General features: G+C 36.3%; 11 protein-coding genes. 8 read left to right on the top strand and 3 right to left on the bottom strand.

Annotated elements, in window-relative coordinates; all coding sequences use genetic code 11:
- The first annotated feature begins 8 nt into the window (after positions 1-8).
- Together PUH65_RS08375 and PUH65_RS08370 are read left to right on the top strand one after the other, a co-directional pair.
- The gene (locus PUH65_RS08375; protein ID WP_305519498.1) at positions 9-620 is read left to right on the top strand and encodes an inorganic pyrophosphatase; all 612 of its coding nucleotides are present in this window, start codon (positions 9-11) and stop codon (positions 618-620) included.
- A gap of 161 nt (positions 621-781) precedes the next feature.
- Positions 782-3,517 (top strand): sodium-translocating pyrophosphatase, encoded by a 2,736-nt coding sequence (locus tag PUH65_RS08370; protein WP_305519495.1) that lies wholly within the window; start codon positions 782-784, stop codon positions 3,515-3,517.
- Between the two features lie 149 nt (positions 3,518-3,666).
- Here PUH65_RS08370 and PUH65_RS08365 read toward each other — a convergent pair whose 3' ends face one another.
- Positions 3,667-4,569 (bottom strand): CorA family divalent cation transporter, encoded by a 903-nt coding sequence (locus tag PUH65_RS08365; protein ID WP_305519493.1) that lies wholly within the window; start codon positions 4,567-4,569, stop codon positions 3,667-3,669.
- Between the two features lie 295 nt (positions 4,570-4,864).
- Here PUH65_RS08365 and PUH65_RS08360 point away from each other — a divergent pair, with 295 nt between their 5' ends.
- The 3 genes from PUH65_RS08360 (at position 4,865) to ppdK (ending at position 9,698) form a co-directional block, all read left to right on the top strand.
- Positions 4,865-5,887 (top strand): 3-oxoacyl-ACP synthase III family protein, encoded by a 1,023-nt coding sequence (locus PUH65_RS08360; RefSeq protein WP_305519491.1) that lies wholly within the window; start codon positions 4,865-4,867, stop codon positions 5,885-5,887.
- 57 nt (positions 5,888-5,944) lie between these two features.
- The gene (locus PUH65_RS08355; RefSeq protein WP_370692032.1) at positions 5,945-6,709 is read left to right on the top strand and encodes a GLPGLI family protein; all 765 of its coding nucleotides are present in this window, start codon (positions 5,945-5,947) and stop codon (positions 6,707-6,709) included.
- 232 nt (positions 6,710-6,941) lie between these two features.
- Positions 6,942-9,698, top strand: coding sequence for a pyruvate, phosphate dikinase (gene ppdK, locus PUH65_RS08350; RefSeq protein WP_305519489.1), 2,757 nt, complete (start codon positions 6,942-6,944; stop codon positions 9,696-9,698).
- Between the two features lie 182 nt (positions 9,699-9,880).
- Here ppdK and PUH65_RS08345 read toward each other — a convergent pair whose 3' ends face one another.
- Both PUH65_RS08345 and PUH65_RS08340 read right to left on the bottom strand, forming a co-directional pair.
- Entirely contained in the window at positions 9,881-10,723 is an 843-nt protein-coding gene (locus PUH65_RS08345) for an isoaspartyl peptidase/L-asparaginase (protein ID WP_305519488.1), read from the bottom strand.
- 22 nt (positions 10,724-10,745) lie between these two features.
- On the bottom strand, positions 10,746-11,633 hold the full coding sequence (locus tag PUH65_RS08340; protein ID WP_305519487.1) for a cyanophycinase: 888 nt from the start codon (positions 11,631-11,633) through the stop codon (positions 10,746-10,748).
- A gap of 197 nt (positions 11,634-11,830) precedes the next feature.
- Between PUH65_RS08340 and cphA the strand changes: the two genes are divergently transcribed.
- The 3 genes from cphA (at position 11,831) to PUH65_RS08325 (ending at position 16,287) form a co-directional block, all read left to right on the top strand.
- The gene (cphA, locus tag PUH65_RS08335; protein WP_305519486.1) at positions 11,831-14,461 is read left to right on the top strand and encodes a cyanophycin synthetase; all 2,631 of its coding nucleotides are present in this window, start codon (positions 11,831-11,833) and stop codon (positions 14,459-14,461) included.
- A 147-nt stretch (positions 14,462-14,608) separates the two neighbouring features.
- Complete coding sequence (gene dnaX, locus PUH65_RS08330; RefSeq protein WP_305519485.1) at positions 14,609-15,694, top strand: DNA polymerase III subunit gamma/tau; 1,086 nt, start codon at positions 14,609-14,611, stop codon at positions 15,692-15,694.
- Between the two features lie 29 nt (positions 15,695-15,723).
- Positions 15,724-16,287 carry a hypothetical protein gene (locus tag PUH65_RS08325; RefSeq protein WP_305519484.1) on the top strand — a complete coding sequence of 188 codons (564 nt, stop codon included), beginning with the start codon at positions 15,724-15,726 and terminating at the stop codon, positions 16,285-16,287.
- The last annotated feature ends 10 nt before the right edge of the window (positions 16,288-16,297 follow it).

Below are 16,297 nucleotides of genomic sequence, written 5' to 3'. Positions count from 1 at the left end.
ATAAAATAATGATACCGAATTTTAAAGCCCATCCATGGCACGGGATTCCTGTGGGAGATGAAGCACCGAATGTTGTAAACGTCTTTGTGGAAATTGTACCGAGTGATACTATTAAATACGAAATCGACAAACAGAGCGGTTATTTAAAAGTGGATCGACCACAGCAATTCTCCAATATTATTCCTGCATTATACGGATTTATTCCAAGAACGTATTGTCATGACGAAGTCCTGAAATTAGCCGTAGAAAGTGGTGCAGAAAATGTTTCTACTGGTGATTTAGATCCATTAGATATTTGTGTATTGAGTTCTCATAACATTCACTCTGGTGGAATGTTGATGGAAGCATTGCCAATCGGTGGTTTTAAAATGATTGATAAAGGGGAAGCAGATGATAAAATTGTTGCAGTAATGAAAGGCGACCATGCTTTTGGACATTTCAGAGATATCACCGAATTGCCACAGGCAGAAGTGAAAAGGTTAATGCACTATTTCCTAACCTATAAAAATCTTCCAGATGAGCCAGCAAAATGTACCATCCACGAAGTTTACGGAGCAGAACATGCGAAGAAAGTGATCAAGGCATCACAAATTGATTATGCAAATAAATTTGGCGGATAAATTCCCACTTCAATAATAATTTTTAATAGACAAATGTTTTCATTTGTCTATTTTTATTTTCGTTAAAAGTTGTTAAAATCCGAAAATAATTGTGTATTTTCGGTAATCGTTTTAGTTAACAAATATTTAACATTAACAAAATTAACTTCAAAAAGTAATTTATGGATTTATTATTTTATCTCGTACCAGTATTTGGTATTATTGCTTTAATCTACACTTTTGTTCAAAGCTCTTGGGTGAGTAAACAAAATGCAGGTAATGACCGCATGAAAGAAATTGCTGGTTATATTTCAGATGGTGCTATGGCTTTCTTAAAAGCGGAATACAAAGTGATGGCGTACTTCGTAGTCGTTGTTGCAATTTTGTTGGCTGTAATGGGTGGGTCGAGTGCTAATTCTCACTGGAGTATCGGTATTTCATTCGTTTTAGGAGCAATCCTCTCTGCTTTGGCAGGATTTATCGGAATGAAGATTGCGACCAAATCTAACGTACGAACAGCAGAAGCCGCAAAAACTTCTTTGTCGAAAGCATTGAAAGTTTCCTTCACCGGAGGTTCCGTAATGGGAATGGGTGTTGCCGGTTTAGCAGTTTTAGGGTTAGGTGGTTTATATATTATTATTAAACAGATTTTTGCTCCAGGTGCGGGTGTTGATTCTCATGAGATGGAAAGAACTATCGAGATTCTTACCGGATTCTCTTTAGGTGCTGAATCTATTGCACTTTTTGCGAGAGTTGGTGGTGGTATTTATACCAAAGCAGCCGATGTTGGTGCTGACTTAGTGGGGAAAGTAGAAGCAGGAATTCCTGAAGATGATCCAAGAAACCCAGCAACAATTGCTGATAATGTTGGAGATAATGTTGGAGACGTTGCAGGAATGGGAGCCGATTTATTTGGATCTTACGTAGCAACAGTTTTAGCAACCATGGTATTGGGTAGAGAAACTTTATCTGTTGATGCTTTTGGAGGTTTTGCCCCAATTCTTTTACCAATGTTAATTGCAGGAACAGGAATTATCTATTCAATAATTGGAACTTTATTTGTGAAAATTGGCGAAACCACCAGTTTAGATATTGCTCCGGTTCAAAATGCTTTAAACCTTGGAAACTGGGGAAGTATTGTTTTAACAGCAATATCTTCTTATTTCTTGGTGAATTATCTAATGCCTGAAACAATGACTTTAAGAGGTCATGAGTTTACAAAAATGGGAGTTTTTGGAGCAATCATCGTAGGATTAGTGGTAGGTACTTTAATGAGTATCATCACTGAATACTATACAGCGATGGGAAAAAAACCAGTGAGCAGTATTATCAAACAATCCTCTACCGGTCACGCAACCAACATTATTGGTGGACTTGCAGTTGGGATGGAATCTACGATGTTACCAATTCTTGTTTTAGCAGGTGGAATTTATGGATCTTATTTTTGTGCAGGTCTTTACGGTGTTGCAATTGCAGCAGCTGGAATGATGGCCACTACAGCAATGCAACTTGCAATTGATGCTTTCGGACCGATTGCTGATAACGCTGGTGGAATTGCTGAAATGAGTGAATTACCAAAAGAAGTTCGTGAAAGAACAGATGTTCTTGATGCAGTTGGAAATACGACCGCAGCAACCGGAAAAGGTTTTGCAATCGCTTCTGCAGCGTTAACTGCTTTAGCATTATTTGCAGCCTTCGTGGGAATTGCGGGTATTGATGGTATTGATATTTACAGAGCCGACGTATTAGCAGGTCTATTTGTTGGAGCCATGATTCCATTTATCTTCTCTTCTTTAGCGATTAGAGCGGTAGGTACTGCAGCCATGGCGATGGTAGAAGAAGTTCGTCGTCAGTTCCGGGAGATTCCTGGCATCTTAGAAGGAAAAGCAATTCCTGAATATGAAAAATGTGTAGCGATCTCTACCGATGCTTCCCTTAAAAAAATGATGCTTCCGGGAGCAATTGCTTTGGTCTCGCCTTTAATTATGGGATTCATTTTCGGACCAGAAGTATTAGGAGGGTTTTTAGCGGGTGCTACTGTTTCTGGAGTGTTGATGGGAATTTTCCAAAACAACGCAGGAGGTGCTTGGGACAATGCTAAAAAATCTTTTGAACAAGGAGTTGAAATCAATGGTGAAAAGCATTACAAAGGTTCTGAGGCCCACAAAGCATCAGTTACCGGAGATACTGTGGGTGATCCATTTAAAGACACTTCAGGACCATCAATGAATATTTTAATTAAATTAATGTCAATCATTTCCTTAGTAATTGCGCCAACTTTAGCCGTTTTACACAAAGATAAAATCGATATAAATCGAAAAGAAAAGTTAGAAACTCTACAACAAATGGTTGGAATGACAGCACCAACCACTGTAGGAGTGGATGTTGAATATATTGCTCCTATTGCAATTGTTAAAGGAGCACTTAATGATGAAGGTGATTTTGTTTATGATACCGGAGATATTCAGGAAATCAAATTAACGAACAAATCAATTGGTCTTGGTAAAAACAGCCAGTTGTTAGCTTTCTATAAGGGTCTTGAATCAAAAGATCAGAAAGTATTAGAAAATACAAAATGGTTTACCCTAGAAAATCTTTACTTTCAAACAGGAAGCAGCGATTTAAAGCCAGGTTCTGAACAACAACTTACCAACTTGGCCGAGATCTTAAATAATTATCCGACAGCGAAAGTAAGATTAGGTGGTTATACCGATAATACCGGAAGCGAAGAAGGTAATCTTAGATTATCAAACTTACGTGCTCAGGCAGCAAAACTGAAATTATTAGAAATGGGAATCTCTGCAGATCGAGTAGATGCAGAAGGTTACGGTTCTCAACATCCAGTTTGTCCAGCAAATGATACGGAGGAGTGCAAAGCACAAAACAGAAGAATTGATGTTCGTATTTTGAATTTTTAAATCGAATAAGTTCTTTTAAAAAGTAAATCCCAACTGAAAAGTTGGGATTTTTTTTGTATAAAAAATAAGTATTTTATTTACGCACAGTCTTTTGATTTAAGAATTATTATTTATCATCTATTGTCTAAAAGCGAAGCGGTCTACATCAATTACCAACCCTTTTTCCGAACATAAAAAAAAGTGATGACCGTAATAGTAGCCATTAATCCAAGAGTTATGTAATACCCATATTTCAAATTAAGCTCTGGCATAAAAACGAAGTTCATTCCATAAATTCCTGCGATAAAAGTAATCGGGAAAAAATACATGGAATAAATTGCGAGCACTTTCATTACCTGATTCGCCTTCTGATCACTCATCGCCAAAAACATCGAAATTAAACTGGCAACCTGCGCATTCAAATGTTCAAAATCGGCGATTACATCTTTGTGTTTGTCCTTTAAATCTGTTACTGCTGTATCATCCAGTTGTAGCATTTTAAACTTATCAACCCAAACCGTAGAGATATTTAAGATTCTCGTGTTTAGTCCCGACTTTCTTTTTAAACGATAAAGTCTTCGGATATGATTAGAATGATTGGTGGTTTTAAGGAAAATTTCACTTTCGATTTGATCCATTGTTTCTAATAGATTTTTGGATTCATCATCGTAAGATTTCATTACTTTTAAAGCCAGATTCAAAGCGATTTGGTCGCGGGAAATTGATTCGTTTTGTGGCAGTAAAATTTCTTTTCTGAATTCGTAAATACTTCTGTTCTTTAATCGATGAATCGTGATGATCACTTTGTCTAATAAAAAAACACCGAGTTTGGTAGAAATATCGCTGATTGTATTTAGATTTGATCGTTCCAGTTGCGTATTTTCCCGCATAAGGAAAAAATTCACATCGCCATCTTGCTCAAATTTTGGTAAATGATTGGCATCTACGGTATCTTCCAAAAGAAGAGAATTGATATTGTAGCGGTTGTGCAAAAACTCCAGATCTTCTTCGGTGGGACTTTCTACATCGATCCATTCACAATGTTCATTTTTATAAATAATTTCAATAGGCATAGGACAAATTTAAGTTAAAATTAACATTTAAATCCACAAAATATAAACAAACACTTTAAATTTATGATGTTGATCCCAGACACTAATTCCCGAATTAATTCTTTAAATCATTTTTATTTTATTCAATATTAAAAGTTCTACATCGTTCAATTAAAATTGATGAGATTACTTAAACAGAATAATACATTTAAAATATATTTGTGAATTCGTGGCAAAAAAAGTTAGTGCATTTCTGCTAACTTAAAAATTACTTATGTGTCAAATAAAAATTATCTTTGTTTAAATTACAAATTACATGCTTAAAAGTTATATAAAAGGAGTCGGCCATTACGTACCAGAAAATGTAGTGACCAACGATGATTTAGCCAAGTTGATGACCACCAATGATGAATGGATTACCGAGCGAACCGGCATCAAAGAACGTCATCACCGAAAAAATAGAAATGATTCCGAAGAAACCACCGCATATCTTGGGTTTAGAGCCGCAGAATCTGCATTGAAAATGGCAGGAATGACTGGAAAAGATATCGACTATATTGTTTTCGCAACGCTTTCTCCGGATTATTTTTTCCCAGGGTGTGGAGTCTTATTACAGGAAATGCTGGGCTGCGAAACCGTTGGTGCTTTAGATGTAAGAAACCAATGTTCAGGATTTGTGTATGCAATGAGTGTTGCCAATGCTTTTATAAAATCTGGACAGTATAAAAATATTTTAGTCGTCGGAGCAGAAGTTCACTCTTTCGGCTTGGATTTCTCTGATGCCGGGCGTGGCGTTTCCGTTATTTTCGGAGATGGAGCAGGAGCGCTAATTTTATCTGCAACTGAAGATGAAAATGCGGGCGATATTCTGGCAACAAATATGCATTCTGAAGGAAAACACGCCGAAGAATTATGCACCAAATTCCCAGGTTCTAAATTCGGTTGGAGCGACAGAATGCGTTTGGAACCAGAAAATGTTACCGATGAAGAAATCTACCCAGTCATGAATGGCAATTTTGTATTCAAACATGCGGTAACCAGATTCCCAGAAACCATGATGGAAGCTTTAGATAAAGCCGGAAAAACGCCAGAAGATTTAGATATGTTTATTCCACATCAGGCGAATTTAAGAATTGCCCAATTCGTTCAAAAACGTTTCGGTTTGCCTGATGAGAAAGTCTATAACAACATTCAGCGATTTGGGAATACAACTGCCGCTTCAATTCCTTTAGCCTTAAGTGAAGCCATTGAAAATGGTAAAATTAATCGCGGAGACTTGGTGCTACTTGCTGCGTTTGGTAGTGGATTTACTTGGGGTTCGGTTTTGTTTAATTATTAGAGAATATTACCAATTATACTTTTAGTTCCCTAATTATATTTCGATGAAACCAAATTTATTACTATTTGTATTTCTTACCAGTTTTTTCTACGCGCAAAATTCAGCTTTATTTATAAATTAAATTATAAGTTGAATTCAGATAGTATAAAAACGGAAAATATAGTATTTTTTTTAGATATTAAAGATGGCGAGTCTTTATTCCGTTCAGAGAAATTTCGTAATTCTGATTCTTTAAGAATTGCGAGAGGTTTTCCCGATGGATTTGATATGGAATACAATAACAATCAATTGTATGTTTTTAAAAATTATAATCAAAACGAAAGCGTAAAATTTGTCTTTGTTCCACTATTGTCTTCAGTGTATTCTATAAAAATTAAAGATGAACTAAAGTGGAATATTGTAAACGAAAAAAGAACAATTGGAAAATACACCTGCCAAAAAGCGGAAGTAAATTATGGTGATAGAAAATGGACCGCTTGGTTTACTACTGACATTCCAATTCAAGATGGACCTTATATTTTTAAAGGATTACCTGGTTTAATTGTAATGCTTTCAGATGAACGATTAGATTATAAATTTACATTGGGAGAAATACAGAATTTTTCATGGAAAGAACTATATCCAGAGAAATCGCAAAAAGAAATTTCTTGGGAAGATTTTAAAAAACTTCAAAAAAGCTTTTACAGCAATCCTTTTGCGCAGATTAATAAATCAGATGTAACAAGTTATGACGATGCCGGAAATATTGTAAAACCTAACTTCAAGGAAATGATAGAATCTGTACAAAAAAAATCAAAAATAAAAATAACCCAATTGAGTTAACACAAAAAATTGAATATTAATGGGAGTTCCTACATAATGTCGATTTACCTAGGAATCGGTTTTATTCAATTATTAAAAATAAAAATGCGTCAATCGACGCATTTTTTTATGCTTTTATGATATTAATCAAATCTGATTTTTATCATTTTAACCTTTAATATCTAAGTTTTGCAGAGTTGTAACTTTACATAGAATCAAATGGTTAAATTATAATCAATCCTAAAATAATCCTATGGCAACTCAAACAAAACAAGAGCAAAAGAACGTGTACTTCTTCGGTGGAGGAAAAGCCGACGGTAATGAATCCATGAAAAATTTACTGGGTGGTAAAGGAGCAAACCTGGCAGAAATGGCAGGTCATCCTGATTTGAAATTACCCGTTCCACCTGGTTTTACAATTACGACAGAAGTCTGTACTTATTTTTATAAAAACAAAAGAAAATATCCGAAAACTTTAAACTCCGAAATAAAAGAATCCATTAAAAAAATTGAAAAATTAATGGGTAAGAAATTCGGTGATGTGAAAGATCCTTTGCTTCTTTCCGTACGTTCTGGTGCCAGAAGATCAATGCCGGGAATGATGGATACCGTTCTTAATATTGGTTTAAATGACGATACCGTAAAAGGTTTGATTAAAGTTACTGGTGACGAAAGATTTGCTTACGATGCTTACCGCAGATTGGTGATGATGTATGCTGATGTAGTGATTGAAAAAGCGGGCGGTATGGAACCTGCAAAAGGAATCGGAATCCGCCGTATTATGGATGAAAAACTTTCTGAACTTAAAAAAGAGAAAGGCGTAGAACTCGATACCGAGATTGAAGCGAAAGATTTGAAAAAATTGGTAAAGGAATTTAAAGCCCTAACCAAAAAACATTTGAAACAAGAATTCCCGGAAGATCCTTGGGATCAATTAATGGGCGGTGTTGGTGCCGTGTTCGCTTCCTGGAATGGAAAACGTGCCATTGAATATCGAAAAATTGAAAGAATCCCTGAAGAGTGGGGAACTGCAGTAAATGTTCAGGCCATGGTTTTCGGTAATATGGGCGACACTTCCTGTACTGGTGTTGCTTTTACCAGAAATCCAGGGAATGGTGATCATCATTTTTATGGTGAATATTTAGTGAATGCACAAGGTGAAGATGTGGTGGCAGGAATTAGAACTCCAGCGCCGATTAATAATTCTTCTAAGAATGATCACAGTAAAAAATTAGTAACCTTAGAAAAGTTAATGCCTGCACAATATAAAGAATTAGATGAATTTCAGAAACGTTTAGAGAGCCACTACAAAGACATGCAGGATATAGAATTCACCATCGAGAGAGGAACTTTGTACATGTTGCAATGTAGAGTTGGAAAACGAAATGGTGTTGCTGCCGTGAAAATGGCCACCGATATGTATAAAGAAAAACTCATTGATGCTGATACCGCAATTATGAGAGTGGGTCCAAATCAACTGGTAGAATTATTACTACCGATGTTTGACCATGTTGAAGAACTAAAAAATAAACCGATCGCAAAAGGGCTTCCTGCAGGACCGGGCGCTGCAGTTGGAAGATTGGTTTTTGAATCTGCAGATGCCGTTGAATGGGCTTCAAGAGGAGAGAAAGTTATTTTGGTAAGAGAAGAAACTTCACCAGAAGATGTAGATGGAATGCACAAATCTCAGGCAATCATTACTTCCAAAGGAGGAATGACTTCCCACGCTGCTTTAGTTGCCAGAGGTTGGGGAAAATGCTGTATCGTAGGTTGTAGCGAAATAGAAATTCGCGAACATGAAAAAATGCTCATCACCAAAGAAGGAAAAAAATTCCATGAAGGAGATTGGGTAAGTTTAAATGGAACTTCAGGTTTAATGTATGAAGGCGTTCTTGAATTAATAGCAACAGACCTGAACAAAAATAAATCCTATCAATCATTAATGAAGTTGGTGGAAAAAGCAAAGGTTTTAGGAGTTAGAACAAATGCTGATAATCCGAAAGATGCTTTACAAGCCGCTTATTTTGGCGCAGAAGGAATCGGATTGTTTAGAACGGAACATATGTTCTACGGTGAAGGAAGTGAGAAACCACTTTTCTTACTCAGAAAAATGATCATGAGCGATACTTTGAAAGAAAGAAAATCTGCTCTTGATGAATTATTCAAATTTGTAAAAAAAGACATTAAAGCGACTTTAGAAGTAATGGATGGTAAACCTGTAACCATACGACTTCTGGATCCACCTTTACATGAATTCGTTCCACACGATAAAGAAAAATTAATGGCTTTAAGCAAAGAGTTGGGAGTAAGCATGAGTATTTTAAATAGAAGAATTCTTGCCTTACACGAAAACAATCCAATGCTTGGTCACCGCGGTGTTCGTCTCGGAGTTTCTTATCCGGAAATTACAGAAATGCAGGTGAGAGCAATTTTAGAAGCGGCGGGTGAATTAATAAAAGATGGTAAACACGCAATGCCAGAAATAATGGTGCCCGTAACCATGGGCAAGCATGAATTACTGCATCAGAAAGCGATTGTAGATCGAGTGTATCAAGAGACCTTGAAAAAACTGAAACTTAAAAAGATTGCTTACCTCTACGGAACAATGATTGAAATCCCAAGAGCTGCTTTAAAAGCAGACTCTATGGCAGAAGTAGCAGATTTCTTTAGTTTCGGAACCAATGATTTAACGCAAATGTCCTTCGGTTTCTCCAGAGATGATATCGGTGGATTCTTGCCGCAATACTTAGATTTAAAATTATTACCAGACGATCCATTCGTGACCATTGATCAAAGTGGAGTTGGAGAATTAATTAAAATCGGTGTAGAAAGAGGGCGAAGCACAAAACCAAAATTAAAAGTAGGTATTTGTGGGGAACACGGCGGCGATGCAGAATCAGTAAAATATTGTCACCGACTCGGAATGAACTATGTAAGCTGTTCTCCGTACCGAGTGCCAATTGCAAGACTGGCTGCGGCACAAGCTGCGATTGAAGATAAAATGGTTTAATAATGTATTTTCTTAAATGAAAAAACTGCCTCAAATTGGGGCAGTTTTTATTTTATAAATTGAGCTCATTATTTAAAATATTTAAATTCGAAGTCTTTTTTGAACTTGATTAACCTCTATTTTTCACTTTAAAAATGATAAAATTGTTGTGATTTTTTGTGGTTGAAAAATTTTAATTTTATTTATTCAAAAACTACAAAATCATCTCCATCGTAACTGGCAAAAACCATCGTTGGATAAGAATCTTGATGAGCGATATTTCCTTTATAGTCAATGGCAATTGCTCCCGCAAAACCATCAATTTTTTTTAATTCAGTAAATGTTTTTTCGACCGCGTCATTTAGTGAAAAACCATCGGTAACTCGGGTTACAATTTTTGCTGCAGTTGCGTTGCTTACGATATCTTCACCAACTCCAGTACAACTTACTGCACAACATTCATTAGCGAAATTCCCGGCAACAGTGGCAGAATCAGAAATTCTTCCGACCAGTTCAAAACCTTTTCCACCCGTAGAAGTTGCGGCTGCGAGTCTGCCTTCTTTATCGAGAGCCACACAACCCACTGTTCCTTTTCCGCCGTTTTTTAATTTTGCTTCATATTCTTTTCTACGTTGTGGTATCTCGGTGGAGAAATCTTCGAAACCATTTTCGGTGGCGTATATTTTCGCGCCGTTTCCGCCAAGAACGCGGTCGTCTTCTTTCATTAAAACTTGAGCAACTTCAATCGGATTTTTTACATTTTCAATATTAATGACTCCAGAAAATTTTTGAGTTGCTCCGTTCATTAATGAAGCACTCATTCTAATTTTTCCGTCGCTTTGGATTTGAGAACCCATCCCAGCATTATAAAGTAAATCATCTTCCAATAATTTTACGGCATGAACAACGGTTTCTTCTGAAGAATGAGTCTTTAAAAACTCAAAAGAAGTTTTGGCAATTTCTTTTAATGAATTTTGCTTGGCAATCTTCACTTCATGACTTTGGTCGCTTTCGGAAAAAAAACCACCGTGAACAATTATTTTCATTTTCTTTAGTGCTAAATTGTATTTACTTATCCTGAGGAACCGCGTTGTATTGCGAATTTACGATGGTTAAATCCTTCGATTTTAAATCATAAAAATCATTTTGGGATAAAACGTGAACGATTAAATTGTCTATAGAAATAGGCTGACCAAGTTGTATATTGGTCAAATTCGTATCTTTAATGAAACGACCATCAACCAAAATGACCAGTCCAGATCCAATCGCTGTCATAATATCTTTATCAATGAAAAGACCTGTATCTTCACCCAAACCAATTCCTAAAGTTCTGGGATTATTAACAACGGCCTGAAACAATCTTCCGATTCTTCCGCGCTGTACAAAATGGGTGTCTACAATTACGTTTTCTATAAAGCCTAAACCTTGTGTGGTTTTAATCTCGCCTTTCAATAATGCTTCACTGCTTGAACCTTGATAGATCATATTTTCTGATGCCGCCGCCGCACCTGCTGAGGTTCCTGCGTAAATAAAATCTTCTTCCTGGTATTTTTGCAAAATGATATCGTGAAATCTTGTTCCACCTAAAATTGAAGTTAATCTAAGTTGATCACCACCAGTAAACATTACCACATCTGCTGCAGTTGCGCGCGCCGAAATGGTATCACTGTTGGCTTGATCACGATTGGTGATATCAAGAATATTTACATTTTTTGCCCCTAAAAACTCAAACGCTTTTTTGTATTCTGGTCCCACAATTTGTGGAATCTGAGAAGCGGTGGTAATGATTTCAATAACCGAATTCTCTTTTAAGCGCGATTCGCTGATGATCTTTCGGAGAATTCCTCTTTCAAAAAAATTTAGATTTTTTTCGATATTTTGATCGTAATCGGTTTCGGAGAAACTCCCTTTGTTAACGGCGCCACCAATGATCATTAATTTTCCAACTGCTTTCATAGGATGCAAATTTAAAAAAATATTCTTTGCAAGGTCAATAATAAGTGAGGAGATTGATTATGGACTCGCTACATTAATTAAGTTATCCTTAAAAAAATGATTCTATTTTTTATTATTTTTTTCCTAACTATTAAGGTTTTCGTTTATCTTTGATTTTCAAATAAAATTTACCGATTAAAAAAAGACAGCAATCACCTATGAAAATTGATAAGATACAAGTTTTACGTGGACCCAATATTTGGAGCATCAGAAGAAAAAAACTCATTCAGATGCGTTTGGATCTGGAAGAGATGGAAAATTTCCCCACCAATAAAATCGATGGATTTAGAGATCGTTTACAATTACTAATGCCCAGCCTAATTTCTCACCGTTGTTCGGAAGGAGTGGAAGGAGGATTTTACTTAAGGGTAGAAATGGGAACTTGGATGGGGCATGTTATCGAACATATCGCTTTGGAAATTCAAACCCTAGCGGGAATGGATACGGGATTTGGTAGAACCCGAGAAACCAAAACTCCAGGTGTTTATAATGTGGTGTTTAGTTATTTAGAAGAAAATTCTGGCGTTTACGCGGCTGAACAATCGGTAGAAATTGCAAGATGTTTAATTGAAAATCGGGATTACAATTTAGAAGAATGCATTAGAAATTTAAAGGAAATCCGCGAGAGAGAAAGACTGGGACCTTCAACAGGAAGTATCGTAGAGGAAGCGGTTGCCAGAAATATTCCGTGGATTAGATTGGGTCGCAATTCTTTGGTTCAGTTAGGTTATGGCGTTAATCAAACAAGATTTCAGGCCACGATTACGGGAAACACAAGTTCTATTGCTGTTGATATTGCCTGTAATAAAGAACTGACGAAAAAAATGCTCGATGAGGCTGCGATTCCTGTACCAACCGGTGATTTGGTTCATGATGAAGAAGGCTTGGAAAGGGTGATTAATAAAATCGGTTATCCAATTGTTCTAAAACCATTAGATGGGAACCACGGTAAAGGTTCTTCCATTAATGTTAATGATTTTGAAACGGCAAAAGTCGGTTTAGAACATGCACAGAACTATGGTAAAAAAGTGATTGTTGAAAGGTATATTACAGGTTATGATTTCAGAATCTTAGTCATTAATCATAAAATGGTTGCTGCTGCAAGACGTGTTCCTGCCCATGTAATTGGTGATGGCGATTTAAATATTCAGCAATTAATTGATAAAGAAAATCTAGATCCAAGAAGAGGCTACGGGCATGAAAATGTTTTAACCGAAATCCTGGTTGATAAAGATACCAATGAACTTTTAGAAAAATTAAATTATACTTTAGAAACCGTTCCGAAAAACGGCGAGATCGTTTATTTAAAATCTACTGCAAATCTTTCGACGGGTGGAACTTCAATTGATGTGACCGACATGGTTCACCCGGAGAATATAGTTATGGCAGAACGCGTTTCCCGCATTATCGGTTTAGATGTGGCTGGAATTGATATCATGGCAGAAAACCTTACCCAACCTTTAAAGGAAAGTGGTGGTGCTATTTTAGAAGTGAATGCCGCACCAGGATTTAGAATGCACCTTGCGCCAAGTGAAGGTTTACCTAGAAACGTTGCCGCTCCTGTGGTCGATATGTTGTATCCACCAGGGAAACCCGTTCGTATTCCGATTATTGCGGTGACAGGTACGAATGGTAAAACCACCACAACAAGATTGATTTCTCACATCGTTAAAAATAATGGATATAGAGTAGGATTCACAACGTCAGACGGTATTTATATTCAGAATACCATGTTGACGAAAGGCGATACAACCGGTCCAATTTCAGCAGAATTTATATTGAAAGATCCCACCGTTGAATTTGCAGTTTTAGAAACCGCGAGAGGTGGAATTCTCCGTTCTGGTTTAGGATTCAGTTCCTGTGATATTGGTGTTTTAACCAATATAAAAGAAGATCATCTTGGAATGAATGACATTCACAATTTGAAAGATTTAACCAAAGTTAAAAGAGTCGTAATGGATTCTGTGCGAAAAGATGGTTGGAGCGTTTTAAATGCAGATGATGAATATTCAATGCGTTTAATGCCGGATTTAGATTCTAAAGTGGCTATTTTTAGTTTAGATGAAAATAATCCTCACATTAAGAAATTTGCCAAAGAAGGAAAAGTAACTTGTGTTTACGAAGAAGGTTTCGTGACCATTAAAAAAGGAGACTGGAAAATTCGTATTGCGAAAGCGCAAAGTATTCCAATAACCATGGAAGGTAAGGCCAAATTTATGATTTCTAATGTGTTAGCGGCAAGTTTGGCAACTTATTTATATGGTTTCGAAATTGAAGATATTGCGAATTCGCTCCGTACCTTTATACCAAGTCCCATGTTGATGCCAGGAAGATTAAATGTTTTTAAATTTAAAAAATTCCAGGTTTTAATCGACTTCGCACACAATCCAGCTGGATATGAAGCGATAGAAGATTTTCTGAAAAATGTAGATGCTACCAAAAAAATCGGAATCATATCCGGAGTGGGTGACCGTCGAGATGAAGACATTAAAGAATGTGGTAAAATTGCGGGCAGAATGTTCGATTATATCATCATTAGAAATGAAAAACATCTGCGCGGCAGAACCGAAGAAGAAATCAATGAACTGATTATTTCTGGAATTCAGGAGTCAGACAGTACGGTAAGTTACGAATGCATTCCGAAAGAAATAGAAGCCCTGAAACACGCCATGAGCATGGCAGAAGAAGGAACATTCATCACTGCTTTAAGTGATGTGGTAACCAACGCCATCGAATTGGTGCAGGAATACCAAGCCCGAGAAATACTGGAAGAAGGAAAAATGATTTAAGATCATTTCAATATTTAAAAACTCTCAAAATGAAAATTTTTGAGAGTTTTTTATTTTAAAGAATAGAAGTTTTTGAACAATGAAATTTTAAAATAAGAATTTCCCGCTTCTATTTTATTTTCTCAATTATTTCCCTATTTTTGACCAATGGAAAATTTCGTGGTTTCTGCAAGAAAATACCGTCCGCAAGAGTTTGATACTGTTGTTGGGCAAGGTCATATTACAGAAACGCTGGAGCATGCGATTGAAGAAAATCAGTTAGCTCAGGCATTACTTTTTTGTGGACCAAGAGGAGTTGGGAAAACGACCTGTGCAAGAATTCTTGCGCGGAAAATCAATGAGAGAGACGGTTCTACCTCAGAAGATGGTTTCGCTTACAATATTTTCGAACTCGATGCGGCTTCTAATAACTCTGTTAATGATATTCGTGAACTCACCGATCAAGTGCGATTTGCACCTCAAGTCGGTAAGTATAAAATTTATATTATTGATGAGGTTCACATGTTGTCTCAAGCAGCTTTCAATGCCTTTTTGAAAACTTTAGAAGAACCACCCGCACACGCTATTTTTATTTTGGCAACGACCGAGAAACATAAAATCATCCCCACGATTTTATCCCGTTGTCAGATTTATGATTTCAAAAGAATCACCATTGAAGATATTCAACTTCACTTAAAGAAAATCGCCGATAAAGAAGGAATTCAATATGAAGATGACGCTCTTTATTTAATTGCTCAAAAAGCAGATGGAGCACTTCGTGACGCACTTTCTATCTTTGACCGACTTTCTACTTTTTCCCAGAAAAATATTACTTTGGCAAAAGCAGCCGAAGTTTTAAATGTTCTGGATTATGAACAATATCTGACCATTGTAGATTTAGCGCAGGAGAATAAAATCTCTGAAACTTTATTTGCCTTAAATGAAATTATAAAAAAAGGTTTTGATTCGCATATTTTTATTGCAGGTTTAGGAAGTCATTTCCGTGATTTAATGATGGCTCAAAATCCGCAAACCGTGAGTTTAATTGAAGTTGGTGAAAAAACAAAAATCAAGTTTTTAGAACAAAGTAAAAAGTGGAATGCTCAACAATTGGTTGATGCGATTGAAATTTGTAATCACGCAGACATTAATTATAAGAATTCCAAAAACCCACGATTGACCGTAGAAATTGCACTGATGCAACTTTCTTCGTTATCAGCAAATATACCAGATTCTAAAAAAAAAAGTATCTGATTTTAGCGCCGTTTCTTAGTTCTCAAGTAATGGTAACTCCCGCAGTTACTAAACAGGCACCGAAAGAAGTCTCCAACGAAATTCCCGAAGAAATTAAAAAAGTAGTTCTTAAAACTACTGCACCGATTGGTATTGTAAAAAAACCTTCACCATTCAGCATCAGTGCGGCTTTAGAAAAAACAGAGGAAGAACAGGAGAAAGTGATTGACGGCACTAAGAAAGATTTGCCAAGTCAGCATTTCAGCGAAACTGATTTACAGAGCGAGTGGCATAAATACTTAAAGGAACTTCAGCAGAAAGATATTATAATTTATAATGCCATCAACTCCTTTAAACTGCAGAAGAAAAATGAAGATATTGTCGAAATCACTTACCCATCAGAGTCAGCGAAAGTTGAGTTCGATAAAATAAGATCAGATTTCTTCAATCATTTTATGCACATAGTCAATAATTACAATATTAACATAGAATATCGGGCAGATCTTTCGATGAAAAAAGAAATCATCACCAAACGAAAGATTTTCGATAAATTTGCCGAAATAAATCCGGTCCTTAAAGAACTCGATGATCTCTTTAAACTGGATTTTAATTAAAATTAAATTT

The organism is Kaistella sp. SH40-3, assembly GCF_030686865.1.
Classification (GTDB): domain Bacteria; phylum Bacteroidota; class Bacteroidia; order Flavobacteriales; family Weeksellaceae; genus Kaistella.
Note: the sequence above shows the minus strand (reverse complement) of the source record. Positions and strands in the feature narration are given on the sequence as shown.

Bases quoted from the DNA above. Each gene is read 5' to 3' on its own strand.
- PUH65_RS08375 (WP_305519498.1), top strand. From the start codon at position 9: ATGATACCGAATTTTAAAGCCCATCCATGGCACGGGATTCCTGTGGGA.
- PUH65_RS08370 (WP_305519495.1), top strand. From the start codon at position 782: ATGGATTTATTATTTTATCTCGTACCAGTATTTGGTATTATTGCTTTA.
- PUH65_RS08365 (WP_305519493.1), bottom strand. From the start codon at position 4,569: ATGCCTATTGAAATTATTTATAAAAATGAACATTGTGAATGGATCGAT.
- PUH65_RS08360 (WP_305519491.1), top strand. From the start codon at position 4,865: ATGCTTAAAAGTTATATAAAAGGAGTCGGCCATTACGTACCAGAAAAT.
- ppdK (WP_305519489.1), top strand. From the start codon at position 6,942: ATGGCAACTCAAACAAAACAAGAGCAAAAGAACGTGTACTTCTTCGGT.
- PUH65_RS08345 (WP_305519488.1), bottom strand. From the start codon at position 10,723: ATGAAAATAATTGTTCACGGTGGTTTTTTTTCCGAAAGCGACCAAAGT.
- PUH65_RS08340 (WP_305519487.1), bottom strand. From the start codon at position 11,633: ATGAAAGCAGTTGGAAAATTAATGATCATTGGTGGCGCCGTTAACAAA.
- cphA (WP_305519486.1), top strand. From the start codon at position 11,831: ATGAAAATTGATAAGATACAAGTTTTACGTGGACCCAATATTTGGAGC.
- dnaX (WP_305519485.1), top strand. From the start codon at position 14,609: ATGGAAAATTTCGTGGTTTCTGCAAGAAAATACCGTCCGCAAGAGTTT.
- PUH65_RS08325 (WP_305519484.1), top strand. From the start codon at position 15,724: ATGGTAACTCCCGCAGTTACTAAACAGGCACCGAAAGAAGTCTCCAAC.